Raw genomic sequence first — 20,361 nt, forward strand, 5'->3', positions numbered from 1 at the left:
GGATTAGAATATCCAGCCTGCGTGACGGACGAAATCACTCTGCAGGCGGGTAGCTTGATCCCACTCGCCGCTGAGCGCCAGTTGATGACACAAACGTGTTAATGACAGGCGCGCCAGTTGATAGGCCTGAATGCGAAATAAACGGTCACGATCGGCATTGCCCATCTCCTGGACTAAGCGGTGATGGAGCTTACCCATGGCGTGCAAAAAACTGTGGTCGTCACCATTTATCTCACAGATTTCTGCCATGTCGAGACAGGTGTCGTTGAAACGGCGCAGTTGTTCGAGGGTGCAATCGGTACGGTTGAGCTTTGCCTGAGCCATATAGAAGTCCACGGTGATATCGCGCACCGCAAACTTATAGTCGTCGATTTTATGTTGTAACCAGGCTGAGACGGTAAGCGTCATATCGCCACCTTAAATAGGTTAATGATAATCATTATCATATTCAACCGTGTCAGGAATGCAATTCCCGCCGTGAATTTTATTGATTCCCTCTGCCTGTTAATAAAATCGGCAATAACAATTTCTTTACATACTAGAAAGGCGTAACCTATCAATTATGAATGAAACGTAAAATTGATTTATAAAATTTTGCGCCAATTTAAGGGGTTACGTTGCAGTGGTGCGCACGGGAAGGCCGCCGTCAATCTGCTTTGAAGCGACTATGCTTAATAAAGCAGCAGTAAAAATAGCACGAGATGATTATCCCTGCAAAACAAGAGGTTGAAGTGATATCTGATATCACTACCATAGGGGGATAGCCTGAAAAGGCCCAGACTTACGAGGTAGCACAATGTCATCAGTTAATGCCGACTCTTTTTCACCCGAAGATTTCGTCTGGAAAGGGCTCACGCTGACCGAATCGGCAGCGAAACAGATTCTTAACCTGGTAGAACAAGACCCTGAAGTCAAGGGTTTGAAACTGGGTGTGAAAACGTCCGGCTGTGCCGGTTTTGGGTACGTTATGGACCTGGTGAAAGAGCCTGCCGATGACGACCTGCAGTTTGAGCAGTTTGGCGCAAAACTGTTTGTGCCGCTTCAGGCGATGCCGTTTGTTGACGGTACCGAGCTGGATTATGTCCGCGAAGGTCTTAACCAGATTTTTAAATTCAACAACCCTAAAGCTCAACACGCCTGCGGGTGCGGTGAGAGCTTTGGCGTCGAGTAAGTGAAATATGTCACGACACAGCGAAGCATCTGACGATGTACAAATGTGGGAAGGCAAGCTCAATTATAAAGAGGGCTTCTTTACCCAGTTACAAACCGATGAATTTGCCCACGGCATCAATGAAGATGTGGTGCGCGCGATTTCGGCCAAACGTAACGAACCTGAATGGATGCTTGAATTTCGTCTGAAGGCGTTCCGCGCCTGGGAACAGATGGAAGAGCCGCACTGGCTGAAAGCGCACTACGAAAAACTGGATTATCAGGATTACAGCTACTACTCCGCGCCGTCCTGCGGCAACTGCGATGACAGCTGTGCGTCTGAACCCGGCGCTACCCAAACTTCCGGCAGCGTCGCGTCCAGCGATTATCTGACTCAGGAAGTGGAAGATGCGTTCAACCAGTTAGGTGTTCCGGTGCGTGAAGGACGTGAAGTCGCGGTCGACGCTATTTTCGACTCCGTTTCCGTCTCAACAACTTACCGCGACAAGCTGGCCGAGCAGGGCATCATTTTCTGCTCCTTCGGCGAAGCGATTCACGATCATCCTGAGCTGGTACAGAAGTATCTTGGCACGGTCGTGCCGCCAAACGATAACTTCTTTGCTGCGCTGAACTCCGCTGTGGCCTCCGACGGTACCTTCGTTTACATCCCGAAAGGCGTACGTTGTCCGATGGAGCTGTCGACCTATTTCCGCATCAATGCGGCAAAAACCGGTCAGTTCGAACGCACCATTTTGGTGGCCGACGAAGACAGCTACGTGAGTTATATCGAAGGTTGCTCGGCACCGGTGCGTGACACCTATCAGCTGCATGCCGCTGTGGTTGAAGTGATTATCCACAAAAATGCCGAAGTGAAATATTCCACCGTACAGAACTGGTTCCCGGGCGGTGAAGGCGAGGGCGGTATCCTCAACTTCGTGACCAAACGTGCGCTGTGCGAAGGCGATCACAGTAAGATGTCCTGGACGCAGTCCGAAACGGGTTCAGCGATCACCTGGAAATATCCTAGCTGCATCCTGCGCGGTGATTACTCGATTGGTGAGTTCTATTCCGTTGCCCTGACCGCCGGTCGCCAGCAGGCGGATACCGGCACCAAGATGATTCACATTGGTAAAAACACCAAGTCGACCATCATTTCAAAAGGGATTTCTGCCGGTAAGAGCCAGAACACCTATCGCGGCCTGGTGAAAATCATGCCAACCGCCACCAACGCGCGTAACTTCACCCAGTGTGATTCGATGCTGATTGGTGCTGAGTGCGGCGCGCACACTTTCCCGTACGTGGAAACGCGCAACAACACGGCACATCTGGAGCACGAGGCGACCACTTCGCGCATCGGTGAAGATCAGATGTTCTACTGCTTGCAGCGTGGCATCAGCGAAGAAGATGCGATTTCAATGATCGTTAACGGCTTCTGTAAAGACGTTTTCTCCGAGCTGCCACTGGAATTCGCCGTGGAAGCGCAAAAATTGTTAGCTATCAGCCTTGAGCACAGTGTGGGCTGATGCCCGTTGCCGGAAGCAATGTGAAGGAAAGAGTATGTTAAGCATTAAAGATTTGCAGGTTAGCGTTGAAGACAAAGAGATTTTGCGCGGTCTGAACCTTGAAGTTAAGCCGGGTGAAGTCCATGCCATCATGGGACCGAACGGTTCCGGTAAAAGTACGCTGTCAGCAACGCTGGCTGGCCGTGAAGATTACGAAGTCACTGGCGGTTCGGTCACCTTTAAGGGCAAAGATCTGCTGGAGCTGGAGCCCGAAGAGCGTGCCGGTGAAGGCATCTTCATGGCGTTTCAGTATCCGGTAGAAATCCCGGGCGTCAGCAACCAGTTCTTCCTACAGACTTCCGTCAATGCGGTGCGTAAATACCGTGAACAGGAGCCGCTGGATCGTTTCGACTTCCAGGACTTTATCGAAGATAAAATCCAGCTGCTGAAGATGCCGGAAGATCTGCTGACCCGTTCAGTAAACGTCGGCTTCTCCGGTGGTGAGAAGAAGCGTAATGACATCCTGCAGATGGCGGCACTGGAACCTGAGCTGTGCATCCTTGATGAAACCGACTCCGGTCTGGATATCGATGCGCTGAAAATCGTGGCAGAAGGCGTGAACAGCCTGCGCGACGGTAAGCGCTCTTTCATCATCGTTACGCATTACCAGCGCATCCTGGATTACATCAAGCCAGATCATGTACACGTGCTGTATCAGGGTAAAATCGTTAAGTCTGGCGATTTCTCACTGGTTAAACAGTTGGAGGAGCAAGGCTATGGCTGGCTTACCGACCAAGAGTGATAACGCTCTGCAGCAGTGGCATCATCTGTTTGAATCGCGCGGTGAAGTCCGTTCACTGCAGGCACAGCAGCACTGGCAGCAACTGATGCGTGTCGGCCTGCCGACGCGTAAGCATGAGAACTGGAAGTACACGCCGCTTGATGGTCTGCTGGCGCAGCAGTTTGTGCTGCCTCAGCCGCAGGACGTGAGCGCGGAACAAGTTGATGCGCTGGCATTGCCAATTGATGCGGTGCGTCTGGTGTTTGTTGATGGCCGTTTCCATGCCGAGTTAAGCAGTCGCGATACTGGCCTGTTTGAGATTCAACATGCGCAAGCCTCCGATCGTCGTCCGTTACCGGCACCTATTCAGCCGGAAGTGTTCCTGCATCTGACCGAAAGCCTGGCAGAAGAGGCCACGACGATTCGTCTGGCGCGTGGCAAATCAGCGGCCAAACCGCTTTATCTGCTGCACATTACCAGCGGTCAGGATGCAGGCACCACTACCGTGCATCATCGTCACCATCTGCAGCTGGAAGCCAGCGCAGAAGCGGAAGTGATTGAACACTACGTCACTCTGAATGATGTGGCGCATTTTACCGGCGCACGTTTTACCTTCGACGTGGCCGATAACGCTAAACTGCAGCACATCAAACTGTCATTCGAGAGCGAGAAGGCTTATCACTTCGCGCACAATGACGTGGTGATGGGCCGTGATGCGAATGTGTCAACCACCAGCTTCCTGCTGGGGGCCGGCTTATCGCGCCACAACACCAGTGCGCAGCTGAATGGCGAAAATACCAATCTGGCGATTAATAGCTTGTCATTGCCGGTGAATCAGGAAGTGTGCGATACCCGCAGCTACCTCGAGCACAATAAAGGCCACTGCATTAGCCGTCAGATGCACAAAGTTATCGCGCGCGACAAAGGGCGTGCGGTGTTTAACGGTATGATTAAAGTGGCACCTCACGCGCTGAAAACCGACGGCCAAATGACCAACAATAACCTGTTGCTGGGCCGTTTGGCGGAAGTGGACACCAAGCCGCAGCTGGAAATCTACGCTGATGACGTGAAGTGCAGCCACGGTGCGACCATTGGTCGTATTGATGAAGAGCAGATGTTCTATCTGCGCTCGCGCGGCATCGATGAGACCGCCGCCCAGCGTATGATCATTCATGCTTTTGCCGCTGAACTCACCGAAACGCTGGAGAATCCGGTACTGCGTCAGGTGGTGCTGCAGCGCATTGCCGCGCGTATCCCGGGAGTTGAGTCATGAGTTTCGATCTCGAACGCATCAGAGCGGAATTTCCGATTCTGAAACGTGAGGTCAACGGACATCCGCTGGCCTACCTTGATAGCGCGGCCAGCGCACAGCGCCCGCTCGCGGTCATCAATGCGGAAAGCTATTTCTATCAGCACGGCTATGCAGCCGTGCACCGCGGTATCCATTCGCTGAGCGCGCAGGCGACTACCGACATGGAGAACGTACGTCATCAGGCGGCGCGTTTCCTCAATGCTGCTACGCCCGAAGAGATCATCTTCGTCAAAGGCACCACTGAAGCCATCAATCTGGTGGCGAACAGCTGGGGTGGCAGTCAGCTGCAGCCGGGCGATAACATCATCGTTACCGAGATGGAGCATCATGCGAACATCGTGCCGTGGCAGATGGTGGCACAGCGCACCGGCGCAGAGATTCGCGTACTGCCGCTTAATGCGCAGGGTGAACTGGCGCTGGAGCAGCTGAGCGGCTTGATCGACAGCCGTACCCGTTTGTTGGCGGTGACTCACGTTTCTAACGTGCTCGGCACGGTTAACCCGGTGAAAGCCCTCGTCGCGCAGGCCAAAGCGGCCGGCGTAGTCACCCTGGTGGACGGCGCGCAGGCGGTGATGCATCACACGGTGGATGTGCAGGATATTGACTGCGATTTCTACGCGTTCTCAGGCCATAAAATTTATGGTCCGACTGGCATTGGTGTGTTGTACGCGCGTAAAGCGTTGCAAGAGATCATGCCACCGTGGGAAGGCGGCGGTTCGATGATTTCTGAGGTTGTGTTGCCAACGGGCACCACCTGGAATACTGCGCCGTGGCGTTTTGAAGCGGGTACGCCCAATACCGGCGGCATCATCGGTCTTGGTGCAGCGTTAACCTGGATCACCGAGCTGGGCCTTGATGTGATTCACCAGCGCGAATCAATGCTCATGCGCTATGCGTTGGATAAGCTGGCGTCGGTACCGGATCTGATTATTTATGGTCCGGAAAGCCGCAGCGGTGTGATTGCCTTTAACCTCGGCAAGCATCATGCGTTTGACGTTGGCAGCTTCCTTGATCAATACGGTATTGCGATCCGCACTGGCCATCACTGCGCGATGCCGCTGATGCGTCATTATGCGGTGCCGGCAATGTGTCGTGCCTCCTTCGCGTTGTACAATACCGAAGAGGAAGCCGATCGTCTGGCCGCAGGTTTAACCCGTATTCATCGTCTGCTGGGTGGTTGAGCAGATTTCAGGAGTGATTCATGGCGAATTTGCCAGATAAAGAGAGACTGGTGCGTAACTTTAACCGTTGCGCAAACTGGGAAGAGAAGTACCTCTACATCATTGAACTCGGTGGGAAATTACCAGAATCCTCCGAAAGCTTACAGCAGCCTCAATACGTAATTTCAGGTTGTCAGAGCCAGGTGTGGATACGCATGACACCACAGGCGGATGGTACCATCGCTTTCGAAGGTGATAGTGATGCTGCCATTGTTAAAGGCTTGATTGCTGTGGTATTTAGCCTGTATCAAGGGCTTAAGGCGCCGGAGATTCTCGATCTCGATGTGCGTCACTGGTTCGGCGAATTAGCGCTAACCTCACATCTCACCCCCTCGCGTTCGCAGGGGCTTGAAGCGATGATTCGCGCGATCCGTCATAACGCTCAGAGCCTCAGCTAAGTTACACTCTCCAGACCCCGGCTTGACCGGGGTCTGTTCTATCCGACAAAGAGAAAATTGCATGAAACCTGCCTTACGTTTAGCCGGTGCATTGCTGTTGTCCTGTTGCGGACTCTCTGCACCTGCATTTGCAACGGAATATCCCCTGCCTGCCGATAACAGCCGTTTAATTGGCGAGAATACCCTGACCATCGTACCAGATGACAAAAGGCCGCTAGAGCGCATTGCAGCGCATTACAAGATAGGCTTACTTGGCATGCTAGAGGCCAATCCTGGCGTCGATCCCTGGCTGCCGAAAGCGGGCACCCAATTGACCGTACCGCTACAGATGCTGCTTCCCGATGCGCCACGTGAAGGAATCGTCATTAATCTTGCTGAGCTGCGGCTTTACTACTATCCCAAAGGCGAAGATCGTGTCGTGGTCTACCCGATTGGTATCGGTCAGTTGGGCGCAATGACGCCAACGATGGTCACCAGCATTAGCCAGAAAATCCCAAATCCAACCTGGACACCGACCACCAATATCCGTAAACGCTATGCCAAAGAGGGCATCACCTTACCTGGCGTGGTGCCAGCAGGACCGGATAATCCCATGGGCCTGTTTGCCATGCGTCTGGCGCGCGGTACCGGGCAGTACCTGATTCACGGTACCAATGCGGATTTCGGGATTGGTATGCGAGTGAGTTCGGGCTGCATTCGTCTGCGTCCTGATGATATAGAAGCACTGTTTAATAGCGTGCCAAAAGGAACGCGCGTGCAGGTCATCAACCAGCCAATCAAGTATGCGATCGAACCTGACGGTAAGCGTTACGTTGAGGTGCATCAGCCATTGTCGCGCAATGAAAAGGACGATCCGCAAACGATGCCGATTGCACAATCCACCGCGCTGAAATCTTTCATTAAGAGCGCCGGGAGCGATACGGCCCTGATCAAGGAGGCGATAACGCGCCGTTCTGGTATGCCGGTGTTAGTGAGCAGCGGAGAGCCGGTAACGGATGAGGCAGAGATACAGCAGGGAAGGGGTTCGGAGCAGACAAAGATTGTCGAGGCCAAAGGTGAAGCGGTGACGCCACCTTAAATTCGGGCCAGCGCATCACAGAATCAAGACAAAAAAAATGGTGCCACATGGGCACCATTTTTCAAACCAGAACTCTTACTTACGGTAAGAGTGAGCCTGGTTGTCCAGACGCTGGTTAGCGCGAGCTGCGTCATCTTTAGCAGCCTGAACGTCAGAACGGATTGCGTTCACGTCGTTGCTCAGCTGATCAACTTTAGCGTTCAGAGTCTGAACGTCTGAAGACAGCTGATCGATTTTAGCGTTGCTTGAGCAACCAGCCAGCATAGTTGAAGCCAGGATTACCGCGCCCAGTACCAGTTTAGTACGATTCATTCTTTATACCCTCTAGATTGAGTTAATCTCCATGTAGCGTTACAAGTATTACACAAAGCTTTTTGAGTTGAGAATAAATTTTTGATGAGAACATGCTTAAATTTGATCGTTCGCTCAAAGAAACAGCATTTAACAGAAGATGATGAAAATAATTAGCTAAAACAGAGAGATTTAATCGGACTAACCTTAATCATACGAGATTTTGAATAGTTAATTTCGATTGGAAATTTCTACTATTTGTATTACCCGAGGAATAAAAAAAGCGCCTGTAAAAGGCGCTTTTTAAATAAATATTCAGTAGGTAATCAGAGTACGTGCACAGAAGCGGTGTTTGTCGTTCCGCTTGGTACTAATGCACCTGATACCATTACCACAACATCGCCTTTTTGCGCATATCCGCTTTCCAGCGCCATTTCTTTTCCAATGCGGTAGAAATCATCAGTTGAGGCAATTTCTTTAACCAGATGCGTTTCGATGCCTTTGCTCAGAATCAGCTGGCGAGCAGTGGTTTCATTGGTGGTCAGCGCCAGAATGGTGGCATCCGGGAAATATTTACGGATAGCTTTCGCTGATTTACCACCTTCGGTGGCTACAACAATCAGTGGAGCTTCCAGCTTCTCGGCAGTTTCCACCGCGCCACGGCACACCGCTTCGGTGATGCGCAGTTTACGTGAGTCCTGCAGTGAATCGATGCGGGATTTCATCACGCGATCGGTACGCTCACAGATGGTTGCCATGATGGTAACCGACTCCAGCGGATAACGGCCTTTTGCGCTCTCGCCAGACAGCATTACCGCATCGGTACCATCAAGGATGGCGTTAGCCACATCGCCTGCTTCCGCGCGGGTAGGGCGTGGGTTTTTGATCATGGAATCCAGCATTTGCGTTGCGGTGATAACCACTTTGCGTGCTTTATTACATTTTTTGATCATCATCTTCTGCGCGAAGATCACTTCTTCAACCGGGATTTCAACGCCCAGGTCGCCACGTGCCACCATGATGCCGTCAGAGGCTTCCAGGATTTCGTCAAAGTTGTTCAAGCCTTCCTGGTTCTCGATTTTCGAGATGATCTGAATGTGCTCGCCGCCGTGAGCTTTCAGGTGCTCACGGATTTCCAGCACGTCAGAGCGCTTACGGATAAAGGATGCTGCAACAAAATCAACGTTCTGCTCGCAGCCGAAGATCAGGTCGCGTTTATCTTTTTCGGCCAGCGCAGGCAGCTGAATGGAAACACCCGGCAGGTTAACGCCTTTGTTCTCACCCAAATCACCGTTGTTCAGTACATTACATACCACGGTATTTTCAGTGACTTCCGTTACCTGCATACCGATCAAGCCATCATCGACCAGCACGGTGTTACCAATTTTCAAATCTTCGGTGAAACCGGCGTAGGTCACGGCAACACGTTCGCTGTTACCAATTACCGATTGATCGGTGGTGAAGGTGAAAGTTTGGCCCGCTTTCAACGACACATCGTTGCCGCCTTCCAGCTTCATGGTGCGAATTTCTGGGCCTTTGGTGTCCAGCAGAATGGCGGCCTGACGACCGGTTTTTTCCATAACGGCACGCATATTAGTGATGCGTTGACCATGCTCGGCGTAATCCCCATGAGAGAAGTTCAGGCGCATAACGTTCATGCCTGCTTCCAGCAATTGGGTCAGCATCTCTTCAGATTCGGTTTTTGGGCCGATAGTACAAACGATTTTGGTCTTTTTCATGTCAGGTTTTCTGTAAGTTGTGATGGATGATAAAGGTCGGAATTCGATGTATACGGCACCGAAGTGAGAATGTGTATGGTGTTGGAACGGATTTCACAGAAATAAGAATAGGAGACGAAAGCAAAGCGTGCAGAGAAGTTATGCAGTACGCGAGAGAACTGGCTGAGCAGTGTTGCGCAAATTATGTGAGTTGTTTGCATAGGCACGTTAGCGCTGAAACCTTTCAGGTGGAACAACGCGGCATAGTATAGTCGCTAAGTATGCGAAAACCAATATAAAAGCGGCGCCAGAAAAACGATGCAGATCAAGAAAAGGGTGTTGCGCAAGGAGATAAACCAGAGTGGTGCGCTCTAATGGACTCGAACCATCGACCCCCACCATGTCAAGGTGGTGCTCTAACCAACTGAGCTAAGAGCGCATTCAGAAAATTCAGTAATTGGTGCGTCCGAGTGGACTCGAACCACCGACCCCCACCATGTCAAGGTGGTGCTCTAACCAACTGAGCTACGGACGCACTTGGTGCGCTCTAATGGACTCGAACCATCGACCCCCACCATGTCAAGGTGGTGCTCTAACCAACTGAGCTAAGAGCGCAACACGCTGTCAGGGCGACAGCGGGGACGAATATTAACGGCAGGCCGTGATGCTGGCAAGGGGAAAAAGCGATTTTCCCCGGTGACTGACCAGCAACTGTGCTATGCGTCGTTTTTTTCGCCGCTGGGAACCAAATAATGCACGTTCAGGAACTTAGCGCGCAGCACGTGCCAGAATGACCTGCGCGGGCAAGCGCTGTAAACGACGTATACGCCAAATCATCATTACGGCTGCCGAGGTGAGTCCGACAATAAAGCCGCACCAGAATCCGGCAGGACCGAGCTTCGGTAATACCCAATCTGTCATCGCCAGCACATAACCCACGGGCAAACCCAGCACCCAGTAAGCAATAAAGGTGATGAAGAAGATGGAACGGGTGTCTTTGTAACCACGCAGTATGCCGCTGCCAATCACCTGAATCGAGTCGGAGAACTGATAGAGAGCCGCCAGCAGCATCAGCTGCGCAGCAAGGGTAATCACTTCCGGATTCGCGGTATACAGCGCAGCGATATCATGACGGAAGATCACGGTAAACGTTGCCGTGAGCACCGCCATGCTGATGCCTACACCCTGTCCAGTCCATGCGGCGACCCGCGCCTGTTCGGTCGATCCTTGCCCCAGCCGATAGCCAACACGAATGGTCGTTGCCACACCCAGCGACAGCGGCAAGACAAACATCAGCGAGCTGAAGTTAAGCGCAATTTGATGACCCGCGACTTTGACAATGCCGAGCGGTGACACCAGCAGAGCGACGACGGCAAACAAGGTCACTTCAAAGAACAGCGCTAAAGCCACCGGCAAGCCCAGCGTGAACAGGCGAGACAGGATAGCTCTTGAAGGCGCAGACCAGCGTGCGTTCATACAGATATCGCGCATACTCGCCATGCGTTTCACCCAAAAGCGCATCACCAAGAACATTACCCAATAGACCGAAGCCGTTGCAACACCGCAGCCAACCCCGCCCAATGCCGGCATGCCAAAGTGACCATAGATGAATACATAGTTAAGAGGAATGTTCACCATTAATCCGAGGAAGCCGAGCAGCATCGCAGGCTTGGTTTTCGACAAGCCTTCACACTGGTTACGCATTACCTGGAAGAGGAGATAACCGGGCGCTCCCCACAGCAACGCATGCAGATACCCTTCGGCTTTCGCGGCCAACGCAGGATCAATATCATGCATGGTGTTAATGAAGTAGCCGGCGTTCCACAGCACCACCATAATTAATAGTGCGACGCCGATCGCCATCCAATATCCCTGACGCACTTGTTCCGCGATGCGTTCACGTCGTCCTGAACCGTTGAGTTGCGCAACGGTGGGCGTCAAAGCCAGCAGTAGACCATGGCCAAACAGAATGGCGGGAAGCCAGATAGAGGTGCCGACAGCAACGGCGGCCATATCCGTGGCGCTTACCGCACCGGCCATAACAGTATCTACAAATCCCATTGCAGTCTGAGCCACCTGAGCAAGGATGACCGGGATCGCAAGGGCCAGCAATTGACGCGCTTCTGTAAAATACTTCTGCACGTAACACCTGCTTAATTTAAGAAGAGAGCGGGGAGAAATCCCCAAAGAATGCGCGGCATAGTGTAGCGGTCGCGATGGCTTCCGCCAAACGTTGTTCGCATTTTGTTTCGTTATTTGTGTAAAGTTTGAACTCCGCCAAATTAAGCTGTGGCTGACAAGCTGTGATAAACTGACGCAAACTTTGCAGAGGCTGAGATTATGTTTACTGGAATTGTGCAAGGCACGGCTGAGATTGTTGCCATTGAAGAAAAAGAGCTGTTTCGCACTCATACTGTACGTTTACCCGCAAATCTCTTGCCGGGTCTGGCGCTGGGCGCATCAGTGGCGCATAACGGCTGCTGCCTGACCGTGACAGAGATTAAGGGCGATCTTGTTAGCTTTGATTTGATCAAAGAAACACTGCGCATCACCAACCTTGGCGAATTAAGCGCCGGTGATGTGGTGAATATTGAACGTGCGGCGAAGTTCAGTGATGAAATTGGCGGCCATTTAATGTCCGGTCATATTATGACCACGGCGGAGATCTGCAAAATAATCCAGTCAGAAAATAATCGCGAAATCTGGTTTAAATTGCAGGACGCCAGCCAGATAAAATATATTCTGCATAAAGGTTTTGTGGGAATAGACGGAATAAGTCTGACGGTAGGCGATGTCACTAAAAGCAAGTTTTGTGTCCACCTCATCCCAGAAACATTAGAGCGTACCACCCTGGGCGCCAAGAGATTGGGTCAAAAGGTCAACATTGAGATCGATCCCCATACCCAGGCGATTGTGGATACCGTTGAACGCGTACTGGCTCAGCGAGAAGCGGCCTTAATTCACGCGGATAGCACAGAATAACGCAATAAAAAAGGCGCCATTTGGCGCCTTGATTTTTTCATCAGATGATTAACGCGCTACGCGCAAACCACCCTCTTTACCGCGACTGAATACGACCTGCCAAAGCTGAATATCACGCGCGCGGAATGCACCCGCGCAAGCATTGAGATAATAATCGAACATGCGTTTAAACCGTTCACCATATTTCTCGGCCAGCTGTGGCCAGGCAATTTGGAATCGTTCATGCCAGGCCATTAACGTCGTATCATAATCTGCGCCAAAGTTATGCCAATCTTCCATAACGAAATGAGGCTCACTGGCTTCGGCGATTTGTCGAACAGACGGTAGACAACCGTTCGGGAAGATATATTTGTCAATCCACGGATCAACGTTCATATCCGTGCTGAGGGCACCAATGGTGTGCAGTAAAAATATGCCGTCTGGTTTTAGGTTGCGATCGGCAACTTCAAAATAAGTGGCATAGTTTTTCGGCCCGACGTGTTCAAACATGCCGACGGAAACAATACGATCATATTGCTGATTAAGATCGCGATAATCCTGCAGCAAAATCGTCACGTCTAATCCTTCACAGCGTTGCTGTGCCAATTTCTGCTGCTCGGCAGAAATGGTAACGCCATGCACCTTCACGCCATAATTACGTGCGGCATATTCCGCTAATCCGCCCCAGCCGCAGCCAATATCGAGAAGTGTCATGCCGGGCTCGAGTTGCAGCTTACGGCATATCATATCCAGTTTTGCCTGCTGCGCATTTTCCAGCGTGTCCGCATCTTTCCAGTAGCCACAGGAATATTGCATATAGGGATCGAGCATCAGTGAGAAAAGATCATTACCCAAATCGTAATGTTCTTTACCGACAATCCAGGCACGCTTTTTCGACTGTAAATTAGTAAGACGTGCCGCTGCAATTCGCAGCGTGTCTTTGAAATGACGCGGTAATTGTTTATCCAGATGGTGTTTCAATACGCGATGGAAGAACATATCGAGCTGTTCGCACTCCCACCAACCATCCATGTAACTTTCACCTAAGCCCAGTGAACCTTCTTCCAGGACGCGTTTAAAAAAATCTGGATGCTTTACCTGAATATCCCAGGGACGAGTGCCATTCACTGCAATATCAGCGCGCTCTAGCAGTTCATTGACGATACGATACCAGTGGTTTTCTTCAAGGCTCACTTCTTCTATAACAGATGAACTCATAGCTTCTCCATCACCTTCCGATCTGAACCTGAGAAATAGAATAGTCAATTTCTCAAGAGCTGTGAGAGAACTCACGGAAATTCCGTGCGCCAGAAATCCGACGTTTTACAGAGGTATGCTTTTGAATTGAACAGTTTGACGCAACACAGCAGCATCGTGCAGACGCCATCCCACGACAGAGTCGTAAAGGTATTACATTTATATTATTGATTTATAGCAGAAATACTGACCCAGTGATTATATGCTCACGTGGGTCAATATTCAACGGCTTATCGTTAGTTTGCTAACGATAATCGTTGCCTTAATGATTATCTTCGCAGGGACGGGAAGTGTGGGCAATATCACTTTGTGCGCTTACACCGCGTTGGCAGACAAAGCCAACCCAAGCGAGTGCGACGGTTGCTACCATGACAAGTGTGGTGTTGTAGAGCGCATGCGCTAATCCAGCAGAGACCAGCAGGCTGGCAACAAAACACAGACCTAGCTGGAAAAGGTTTTGCAAACCTGCTGCTTTCCCGGTCGCATGCGGGAAAGGAGAGAGCGCGCTAGCCACCACAATGGGATAGATTGCGCCATTAGCGAGCGCCATGCCGCAGAAAGGCATCAGCAATGCAAACAGTGGCGTTGCTGGCATTAATGCCACCACAAACAGGCTAAGGATGCTCAAACTGTAAAGCACCAGCAACCATGGCAACAATTGAGCGCCTTGATAGCGGTTGAGCAGCGCGCGGCAGCCAAATCCGCCCATTAAAAAGGCGATGGTTTGAGGAATATAGCTCAGCCCAATATCGGCAGGCGTTAAGCCGGCGGCGGCGAGAATAAAGGGCGAACCGGTCAGCCAGGCAAAGAAACTTGCGGAGCAGGCTGAATAAATCAAGACGTTACCACTATACACTCGCGTGCTAAGTAAAGTTAGCCAGCCGGGCTGGGTGCTCTTAGCAACGTTTTCGCGTTTCGGCGAGGTTAACCGCAGCGTGCCAACCAGCAATACCACCGCGACAAACGTGAGGGTGATAAAAATGCTGCGCCAGTGGAAGTGACTGATTAGCCAGGCTCCCAGCAGCGGAGCGAGCGCCGGTGACAAGGCGACCAGCGGCATAATCGTGGCAAAAACTTTATGAGCCTGTGCTTTTGGATAGCGATCAACGACTAATGCCTGCCAGCTCACCGCTGCAGCACATACCCCAATCGCCTGCACAAAACGTAACGCCAGCATCAGGCGTACATCGGTCACCCAAAGCATACCAAGACAGCCAAGTGCAAAGATGGCTAAGCCCGCCAGCAGAATAGGTTTACGACCGTAGCGATCTGACAGCGGTCCCCAAAAGACCTGCGCACAAGCAAAGCCGGCAAGGAACAGACTCAGGCTGGCACTGATGGTGCCCGGTGCAGTGGCAAAATCACGTTGCATATCGCCAAAGGCGGGTAAATACATATCCGTGGCAAGAAAGCCGAGCATGCTGAGCACGGCAAGGTAGGGCATAAATGCTTTAGACGACAACATCTTATTTCTCTTATGGGCAGGTTGAACGCGGGGGAGTGTAAAAGGATGCAACACGCTTTGTGAAACGCTAATATTTGCACAGTGCTGTTAAATTTTTTGAAGGTGAATTCATGTGGTCAGAATACGCGCTTGAAGTGGTAGATGCCGTAGCGCGAACCGGCAGCTTCAGCGCCGCGGCGCAGGAGTTGCACCGTGTGCCTTCTGCCATCAGCTATACCGTACGCCAACTGGAAACCTGGCTGGCGGTACCGCTCTTTGAGCGCCAGCATCGGGAAGTGGTAATGACACCGGCAGGTGAGCATTTTGTGCGTGAAGGACGATCTGTTATCAAAAAAATGCTCGCAACCCGCAGGCAGTGCCAGCAGCTGGCCAATGGCTGGCGCGGTGAGTTGAGCATCGCCATTGACTGTATTGTAAAACCGCAGCGTACGCGGCAATTAGTGAAGGACTTCTATCGCCATTTCCCGGACATGGAGTTGATCATCAGTTATGAAGTGTTTAATGGCGTCTGGGACGCGTTAGCTGATGGACGCGTTGATGTCGCGATTGGCGCCACTCAGGCAATTCCGGTTGGGGGACGTTTTGCTTTTCAGGATATGGGGGCGCTTAACTGGCGCTGTGTCGTGAGTCCTCATCATCCTTTAGTCAGTAGCGTTGAACTGGATGATGAAACTCTGCGGGCATGGCCTTCGCTGGTGCTAGAAGATACCTCGCGAGCGTTGCCGCGCCGCATGACATGGACGCTCGATAATCAGCGGCGCCTGGTGGTGCCAGAATGGGAAACCGGGCTCGACTGCTTGCAGGCAGGATTGTGCGTTGGGATGGTGCCGGGCCATTTAGCTCGACCGCTGCTGGATAACCACGCGTTGGTGGAGCTGCAATTGCCGCAGGCCTTTCCAGACAGCCCCTGCTGCGTTAGCTGGTCAGAACAGCGCGCGTCGCCGGCGCTGGATTGGCTATTAGCCTATCTCGGGGATGCCGAAACGCTGAACCACGAATGGCTCAGCGAAGTGACACACTAGCGACGATAGTCGCGGAATGGCCCGTCTGCCACGGAGCGGCGCTCAATCAGCGTGGGTTGAACCTCAATGGTTTGTGGCTCTTCACGCTTGCTGGTGATGCGATCGAGCAGCATCTCCAAAGCTTTTTCACCTAATTCGGCTTTAGGCTGATGCACGGTGGTCAGGGCGGGCGTGAAATAACGCGCGTTGCGCACGTTATCATAGCCAATCACTGAGATATCCTGCGGCACGCGCAAACCCATTTCATCTGCTGCGCAAATTGCGCCCATCGCCATAATGTCACCACCGCAGAACACGGCGGTGGGGCGCTGTTTCTGATTAAGGATTTGCTGCATCGCCTGATAACCCGATTCCGGTTCAAAGTCGCCCTGAACGATCCATTCCGGGCGCACAGTGATGCCCGCTTCATTCATCGCCTGAAGGAAACCGGCATGGCGTCCGCCGCCGGTATTGCGCTCCAATTGCCCCGGAATTGCGCCAATGTCGCGGTGACCACGTTCAATCAGATATCGCCCAGCGAGATAGCCACCCTGGAATGCATTATCCTGCACGGTATCGGTAAAATCGCCGCGCGAAGCGCCCCAATCCATAACAACCATCGGGATATTGCGATTTTCTTCAAGCATTTGCAGCAAATCATCGGGGTATTCTGAACACATCACGAGCAATCCATCGACACGCTTCTGCGCCATCATGGAGAGATAAGCGCGCTGCTTTTGTAAGTCGTTATGCGCGTTACCCAGAATCAACGTATAGCCGCGATCGAAGCAGTGATTTTCTACCGCTTCAATAATTTCGGCAAAATAGGGCGCTTCACTGGACGTCGCCAGCAGGCCCAACGTTTTGGTGTGATTGACTTTCAGGCTACGCGCCACGGCGCTTGGCGAGTAGTGCAATGCTTTGATCGCTTCCCATACGGCGTTACGCGTCTCTTCTGCTACGAAACGCGTTTTGTTGATGACATGCGAAACCGTGGTGGTCGAAACACCCGCGCGTTTTGCCACATCTTTAATTGTTGCCATGAAAATGGTACTCCTGGGCTTATCGCAACTTACTGATAAGTATATTGTTAAACGTTTGCGTCTGCTAATGCTTTTATCGCCCAAAATAAGGGGCAAAACGGTGTGGTTTAGCAGACAAAATCACTTTATCGCGCTGTAAACACAGCCTGCACAAAATGTGTTGCGCAACGAAAGGCGGCGATTCTAGCAAGCCCGGGCGGATAACACGAGATTTTTGCCCATCGCTGTGCGAAAATCGCTTTAACCCTAAGAAATGTGTGACTAAGGAGGAGTAATGAGTACGGATTTGAAGCTGGCGCTAATGACAACCGTTGGTGCTCTGTTAATGATTATTGCCTTTAGCTTTACTGCAATCATGCATTAATAAAAAAAGCCGGAGCAGCTCAATGCAGCGTCCGGCTTTTTTCTGCGCGTTGCGCAACAACTAACGAATGGTTTTCGGCGTCATCATACGACGCGCCCCAACATAGTGTTTCTGCCAGTAATCCTCACCCAACGCGCTAATCTGAATATCTTTGCCGGTACGCGGCGACTGAATGAATTTGCCATTTCCGAGATACACGCCAACATGATCGGCAGTGCCACGATTATTGATGCGGAAGAACACCAAATCACCTTTTTCCAGCATTTCACGCTTAATTGGTGCAGCATCGCGCAGGTGATACATCTCATTGGCGGTGCGCGGGAACTTGAACTTCACCAGATCTTTATAGGCGTACCACACTAGGCCGCTGCAGTCGAAGCCGGTATGCGGGGAGGTGCCGCCCCATTGATAAGGTTTGCCGAGCTGGCCCATTAATTTTGTCATCGCAGTTTCACGCGCCTTTTGATAACGCTGGCGATGCGCCTTGCTCATTTTGATGCCGGTGAGCGGCAATGCTTCATCATCAACGTCGACGTCTGCGGCTTTTTTTATCTGTCGTTGATGACCATATTTCTTCGTCGTGGGTTTTAGCAGGGATTTTTTGCGGCTGGTTTTAGTCAGTGCGATTTCTGGCTTTGCCTGTTTTTTAATTTTGAGTTTTTGGACGGCAGGCAGCCGCGATTTTTTCGTAGTGGTTTTCACCGGACGTCGTTTGCGGCGCTCGTCTTCACGTGCGCTCTTTTTCTCTGCTTTTTGCGAGCTGGCATTAACCGGCGCATGCGGAGACGCAGAGGCCACGTTAAAGAACAGTTGGGCAAAAGCCAGTATGAAAAGCGTAATCAGTAAACGCATAATCCGGTTATAGGTTCAGCAGGCTGGCAACAAACAGACTGCGGCAGAGTGAGAGTAATCTGATCAAACGATCAGCGCCGAGGCAATTCTAATCCACTTTTTTTCCAAAAGGTAAGGCCTTTTTCCATTAAACTGTTACCAGATTGATTCTGTCGCAAAAATGAGCTAATTCAGCTGGTTAACGCAGCGAAACTATTGCTAATTATTAATTTAGTCATGCCTATTAATGATATGAAAATGTTATTTGTGGCGGCCCAACTTAACAAACATGGCGATTCCCCGACGCTAACGTAAAATCCCGTTTTCAGTACGGGAGCGAAATCGCTACAATAAACAAACACGAAGTGAAGCATTAAGGAAGGCAATAATGAGTACTGTTGAAAAAATTCAGCGTCAGATCGCAGAAAATCCGATCCTGCTGTACATGAAAGGTTCGCCAAAGCTGCCAAGCTGCGGTTTCTCGGCGCAAGCCGTGCAGGCGCTTTCTGCGTGTGGTGAGCGTTTCGCCTACGTGGACATTCTGCAGAACCCGGATATCCGCGCTGAAATGCCTAAGTACGCTAACTGGCCAACCTTCCCGCAATTGTGGGTAGATGGTGAACTGGTTGGCGGCTGCGACATTATCGTTGAGATGTTCCAGCGCGGCGAACTTCAGCCCCTGCTGAAAGAAACCGCAGAGAAGTATAAAGAAGCGGAATAATGAAGGAGGCCGACAACGATGTCGGCCTTTTCTTTTACTCTTTGGACGATGCGTCTTCCTTCGGCGCTTCATCAAAAGCCAGCGGCCAGCCGCCAAGGCGCTTCCAGCGGTTCACCAGTTCGCAGAACAGCGTTGCGGTTTGCTCGGTGTCATACAGTGCCGAGTGCGCCTGAGTGCTATCAAAATCCATTCCTGCCGCTTTACAGGCTTTCGCCAACACCGTTTGCCCGAACACTAAACCGCTTAACGCGGCCGTATCAAAAGTGGCAAAAGGGTGAAAGGGATTGCGCTTCAGGCTGGCACGCTCGGCGGCTGCCATCACGAAGTTGAGATCGAAAGTGGCGTTATGCGCCACGATAATGGCGCGATTGCAGCCGCTGTCTTTTGTGCCTTTGCGCACCATTTTGAAAATGGCATGCAGGGCTTCGTATTCACTTACGGCGCCGCGCAGCGGATTAGTGGGATCGATACCGGTAAACGCCAGCGCCGCTGGATTAAGAATGGCGCCTTCAAACGGTTCCACGTGGAAATGCAGCGTTTCATCACGATGCAACCAGCCATCTTCATCCATCTTGAGCGTGGTGGCCGCAATTTCCAGCAGCGCATCGGTTTGCGCGTTAAAACCGGCCGTTTCGACGTCGATCACTACAGGATAAAAACCGCGGAAGCGTTGGTGGAGAGCGTTTAAAGCGTTCGATTCAGACATCAGGATCTCATGGCAATAAATAGGGCAGCGCGCATTATGGCAAAAATCGCAGGAGGGTGCAGCAGGAGAGGGAAGTCAGCCCGCAAATAAGCAGGCTGACAAGCAACATTAGTTGCCGAGGCCGTGACCGGCATGTTTGTTTTCAATCAACTCGATTTTATAACCGTCTGGATCTTCAACAAACGCAATAATGGTGGAGCCGCCTTTAACCGGGCCCGCTTCACGCGTCACATTGCCGCCAACGCTGCGGATACGTTCGCAGGTGTCAGCCACGTTATCCACGCCCAGCGCGATATGACCGTAAGCATTGCCGATGTCGTATTTATCCACGCCCCAGTTGTAAGTAAGCTCAATCACCGCGCCTTCACTCTCTTCGGTGTAGCCAACAAACGCAAGGGTGTATTTGTACTCGGTGTTTTCGCTCTGGCGCAGCACGCGCATGCCTAGCACACGGGTGTAGAAATCGATTGAACGTTGCAAATCGCCAACGCGTAACATGGTGTGAAGTAAACGCATAACATCCTCTTTTTTAAAACGTCATCAGTGAATGACAAGACAACTTA

Annotated in this window: 21 protein-coding genes and 3 tRNA genes; 11 read left to right on the forward strand and 13 right to left on the reverse strand. The window is 51.5% G+C overall.

Annotation, left to right across the window (positions count from 1 at the left end; all coding sequences use genetic code 11):
* Positions 1-3: 3 nt before the first annotated feature.
* Positions 4-408: a hypothetical protein gene (locus ACIP6T_RS04410; RefSeq protein ID WP_345826819.1), complete on the reverse strand. Its 405-nt coding sequence runs from the start codon at positions 406-408 to the stop codon at positions 4-6.
* Positions 409-796: 388 nt separating this feature from the next.
* On the opposite strand from ACIP6T_RS04410, the gene sufA reads away from it, so the two are divergent.
* The 7 genes from sufA (at position 797) to ACIP6T_RS04445 (ending at position 7,440) form a co-directional block, all read left to right on the forward strand.
* Positions 797-1,171: a Fe-S cluster assembly scaffold SufA gene (gene sufA / locus ACIP6T_RS04415; protein ID WP_097094107.1), complete on the forward strand. Its 375-nt coding sequence runs from the start codon at positions 797-799 to the stop codon at positions 1,169-1,171.
* A 7-nt stretch (positions 1,172-1,178) separates the two neighbouring features.
* Positions 1,179-2,672, forward strand: coding sequence for a Fe-S cluster assembly protein SufB (sufB, locus tag ACIP6T_RS04420; protein WP_097094106.1), 1,494 nt, complete (start codon positions 1,179-1,181; stop codon positions 2,670-2,672).
* 34 nt (positions 2,673-2,706) lie between these two features.
* Positions 2,707-3,453, forward strand: a complete 747-nt coding sequence (gene sufC, locus ACIP6T_RS04425; protein ID WP_008102973.1) for a Fe-S cluster assembly ATPase SufC — start codon at positions 2,707-2,709, stop codon at positions 3,451-3,453.
* A complete protein-coding gene (gene sufD, locus ACIP6T_RS04430; RefSeq protein WP_097094105.1) occupies positions 3,428-4,705 on the forward strand; it encodes a Fe-S cluster assembly protein SufD in 1,278 nt (425 codons plus the stop codon). The genes sufC and sufD overlap by 26 nt, the downstream gene beginning before the upstream one ends.
* Positions 4,702-5,925 carry a cysteine desulfurase SufS gene (sufS, locus tag ACIP6T_RS04435; RefSeq protein ID WP_345826818.1) on the forward strand — a complete coding sequence of 408 codons (1,224 nt, stop codon included), beginning with the start codon at positions 4,702-4,704 and terminating at the stop codon, positions 5,923-5,925. Before sufD ends, sufS begins: the two co-directional genes overlap by 4 nt.
* Before the next feature lie 20 nt (positions 5,926-5,945).
* Positions 5,946-6,362, forward strand: a complete 417-nt coding sequence (gene sufE / locus ACIP6T_RS04440) for a cysteine desulfuration protein SufE (protein ID WP_097094103.1) — start codon at positions 5,946-5,948, stop codon at positions 6,360-6,362.
* Between the two features lie 61 nt (positions 6,363-6,423).
* Positions 6,424-7,440, forward strand: coding sequence for a L,D-transpeptidase family protein (locus tag ACIP6T_RS04445; protein WP_400455566.1), 1,017 nt, complete (start codon positions 6,424-6,426; stop codon positions 7,438-7,440).
* A 75-nt stretch (positions 7,441-7,515) separates the two neighbouring features.
* Here ACIP6T_RS04445 and ACIP6T_RS04450 read toward each other — a convergent pair whose 3' ends face one another.
* From ACIP6T_RS04450 to ACIP6T_RS04475, 6 genes are all read right to left on the reverse strand, one after another.
* On the reverse strand, positions 7,516-7,752 hold the full coding sequence (locus ACIP6T_RS04450) for a major outer membrane lipoprotein (protein ID WP_007892735.1): 237 nt from the start codon (positions 7,750-7,752) through the stop codon (positions 7,516-7,518).
* A gap of 305 nt (positions 7,753-8,057) precedes the next feature.
* Positions 8,058-9,470 carry a pyruvate kinase PykF gene (pykF, locus tag ACIP6T_RS04455; RefSeq protein ID WP_097094101.1) on the reverse strand — a complete coding sequence of 471 codons (1,413 nt, stop codon included), beginning with the start codon at positions 9,468-9,470 and terminating at the stop codon, positions 8,058-8,060.
* A 341-nt stretch (positions 9,471-9,811) separates the two neighbouring features.
* A tRNA-Val gene (locus ACIP6T_RS04460) sits at positions 9,812-9,888 on the reverse strand.
* 19 nt (positions 9,889-9,907) lie between these two features.
* Positions 9,908-9,984 (reverse strand) — tRNA-Val (locus ACIP6T_RS04465).
* A 3-nt stretch (positions 9,985-9,987) separates the two neighbouring features.
* Positions 9,988-10,064, reverse strand: a tRNA-Val gene (locus ACIP6T_RS04470).
* Between the two features lie 153 nt (positions 10,065-10,217).
* Complete coding sequence (locus tag ACIP6T_RS04475; protein ID WP_400455568.1) at positions 10,218-11,591, reverse strand: MATE family efflux transporter; 1,374 nt, start codon at positions 11,589-11,591, stop codon at positions 10,218-10,220.
* Positions 11,592-11,789: 198 nt separating this feature from the next.
* Between ACIP6T_RS04475 and ACIP6T_RS04480 the strand changes: the two genes are divergently transcribed.
* The gene (locus tag ACIP6T_RS04480; protein WP_400455571.1) at positions 11,790-12,431 is read left to right on the forward strand and encodes a riboflavin synthase subunit alpha; all 642 of its coding nucleotides are present in this window, start codon (positions 11,790-11,792) and stop codon (positions 12,429-12,431) included.
* Between the two features lie 48 nt (positions 12,432-12,479).
* On the opposite strand, the gene cfa is transcribed toward ACIP6T_RS04480, so the two are convergent.
* A complete protein-coding gene (gene cfa / locus ACIP6T_RS04485; protein ID WP_097094098.1) occupies positions 12,480-13,628 on the reverse strand; it encodes a cyclopropane fatty acyl phospholipid synthase in 1,149 nt (382 codons plus the stop codon).
* Positions 13,629-13,929: 301 nt separating this feature from the next.
* Complete coding sequence (punC, locus tag ACIP6T_RS04490) at positions 13,930-15,132, reverse strand: purine nucleoside transporter PunC (RefSeq protein ID WP_345826815.1); 1,203 nt, start codon at positions 15,130-15,132, stop codon at positions 13,930-13,932.
* 110 nt (positions 15,133-15,242) lie between these two features.
* Between punC and punR the strand changes: the two genes are divergently transcribed.
* Entirely contained in the window at positions 15,243-16,154 is a 912-nt protein-coding gene (gene punR / locus ACIP6T_RS04495) for a DNA-binding transcriptional activator PunR (protein WP_097094096.1), read from the forward strand.
* On the opposite strand, the gene purR is transcribed toward punR, so the two are convergent.
* Positions 16,151-17,176, reverse strand: a complete 1,026-nt coding sequence (gene purR, locus ACIP6T_RS04500; RefSeq protein ID WP_097094095.1) for an HTH-type transcriptional repressor PurR — start codon at positions 17,174-17,176, stop codon at positions 16,151-16,153. The two genes, punR and purR, sit on opposite strands and share 4 nt — an antisense overlap.
* Before the next feature lie 274 nt (positions 17,177-17,450).
* Between purR and ACIP6T_RS04505 the strand changes: the two genes are divergently transcribed.
* Positions 17,451-17,540 (forward strand): YnhF family membrane protein, encoded by a 90-nt coding sequence (locus ACIP6T_RS04505; RefSeq protein ID WP_097094094.1) that lies wholly within the window; start codon positions 17,451-17,453, stop codon positions 17,538-17,540.
* Positions 17,541-17,600: 60 nt separating this feature from the next.
* On the opposite strand, the gene ACIP6T_RS04510 is transcribed toward ACIP6T_RS04505, so the two are convergent.
* A complete protein-coding gene (locus ACIP6T_RS04510; RefSeq protein WP_345826814.1) occupies positions 17,601-18,392 on the reverse strand; it encodes a C40 family peptidase in 792 nt (263 codons plus the stop codon).
* Between the two features lie 364 nt (positions 18,393-18,756).
* On the opposite strand from ACIP6T_RS04510, the gene ACIP6T_RS04515 reads away from it, so the two are divergent.
* Positions 18,757-19,092 carry a Grx4 family monothiol glutaredoxin gene (locus ACIP6T_RS04515; RefSeq protein WP_175501675.1) on the forward strand — a complete coding sequence of 112 codons (336 nt, stop codon included), beginning with the start codon at positions 18,757-18,759 and terminating at the stop codon, positions 19,090-19,092.
* A gap of 34 nt (positions 19,093-19,126) precedes the next feature.
* Here ACIP6T_RS04515 and rnt read toward each other — a convergent pair whose 3' ends face one another.
* Together rnt and gloA are read right to left on the reverse strand one after the other, a co-directional pair.
* The gene (gene rnt, locus ACIP6T_RS04520; RefSeq protein ID WP_097094092.1) at positions 19,127-19,798 is read right to left on the reverse strand and encodes a ribonuclease T; all 672 of its coding nucleotides are present in this window, start codon (positions 19,796-19,798) and stop codon (positions 19,127-19,129) included.
* Positions 19,799-19,906: 108 nt separating this feature from the next.
* Entirely contained in the window at positions 19,907-20,314 is a 408-nt protein-coding gene (gene gloA / locus ACIP6T_RS04525) for a lactoylglutathione lyase (protein WP_400455577.1), read from the reverse strand.
* Positions 20,315-20,361 lie beyond the last annotated feature (47 nt).

Source organism: Pantoea sp. NPDC088449 (assembly GCF_044753225.1).
Lineage (GTDB): Bacteria > Pseudomonadota > Gammaproteobacteria > Enterobacterales > Enterobacteriaceae > Pantoea > Pantoea floridensis.

Bases quoted from the DNA above. Each gene is read 5' to 3' on its own strand.
- ACIP6T_RS04410 (WP_345826819.1), bottom strand. From the start codon at position 408: ATGACGCTTACCGTCTCAGCCTGGTTACAACATAAAATCGACGACTAT.
- sufA (WP_097094107.1), top strand. From the start codon at position 797: ATGTCATCAGTTAATGCCGACTCTTTTTCACCCGAAGATTTCGTCTGG.
- sufB (WP_097094106.1), top strand. From the start codon at position 1,179: ATGTCACGACACAGCGAAGCATCTGACGATGTACAAATGTGGGAAGGC.
- sufC (WP_008102973.1), top strand. From the start codon at position 2,707: ATGTTAAGCATTAAAGATTTGCAGGTTAGCGTTGAAGACAAAGAGATT.
- sufD (WP_097094105.1), top strand. From the start codon at position 3,428: ATGGCTGGCTTACCGACCAAGAGTGATAACGCTCTGCAGCAGTGGCAT.
- sufS (WP_345826818.1), top strand. From the start codon at position 4,702: ATGAGTTTCGATCTCGAACGCATCAGAGCGGAATTTCCGATTCTGAAA.
- sufE (WP_097094103.1), top strand. From the start codon at position 5,946: ATGGCGAATTTGCCAGATAAAGAGAGACTGGTGCGTAACTTTAACCGT.
- ACIP6T_RS04445 (WP_400455566.1), top strand. From the start codon at position 6,424: ATGAAACCTGCCTTACGTTTAGCCGGTGCATTGCTGTTGTCCTGTTGC.
- ACIP6T_RS04450 (WP_007892735.1), bottom strand. From the start codon at position 7,752: ATGAATCGTACTAAACTGGTACTGGGCGCGGTAATCCTGGCTTCAACT.
- pykF (WP_097094101.1), bottom strand. From the start codon at position 9,470: ATGAAAAAGACCAAAATCGTTTGTACTATCGGCCCAAAAACCGAATCT.
- ACIP6T_RS04480 (WP_400455571.1), top strand. From the start codon at position 11,790: ATGTTTACTGGAATTGTGCAAGGCACGGCTGAGATTGTTGCCATTGAA.
- cfa (WP_097094098.1), bottom strand. From the start codon at position 13,628: ATGAGTTCATCTGTTATAGAAGAAGTGAGCCTTGAAGAAAACCACTGG.
- punC (WP_345826815.1), bottom strand. From the start codon at position 15,132: ATGTTGTCGTCTAAAGCATTTATGCCCTACCTTGCCGTGCTCAGCATG.
- punR (WP_097094096.1), top strand. From the start codon at position 15,243: ATGTGGTCAGAATACGCGCTTGAAGTGGTAGATGCCGTAGCGCGAACC.
- purR (WP_097094095.1), bottom strand. From the start codon at position 17,176: ATGGCAACAATTAAAGATGTGGCAAAACGCGCGGGTGTTTCGACCACC.
- ACIP6T_RS04505 (WP_097094094.1), top strand. From the start codon at position 17,451: ATGAGTACGGATTTGAAGCTGGCGCTAATGACAACCGTTGGTGCTCTG.
- ACIP6T_RS04510 (WP_345826814.1), bottom strand. From the start codon at position 18,392: ATGCGTTTACTGATTACGCTTTTCATACTGGCTTTTGCCCAACTGTTC.
- rnt (WP_097094092.1), bottom strand. From the start codon at position 19,798: ATGTCTGAATCGAACGCTTTAAACGCTCTCCACCAACGCTTCCGCGGT.
- gloA (WP_400455577.1), bottom strand. From the start codon at position 20,314: ATGCGTTTACTTCACACCATGTTACGCGTTGGCGATTTGCAACGTTCA.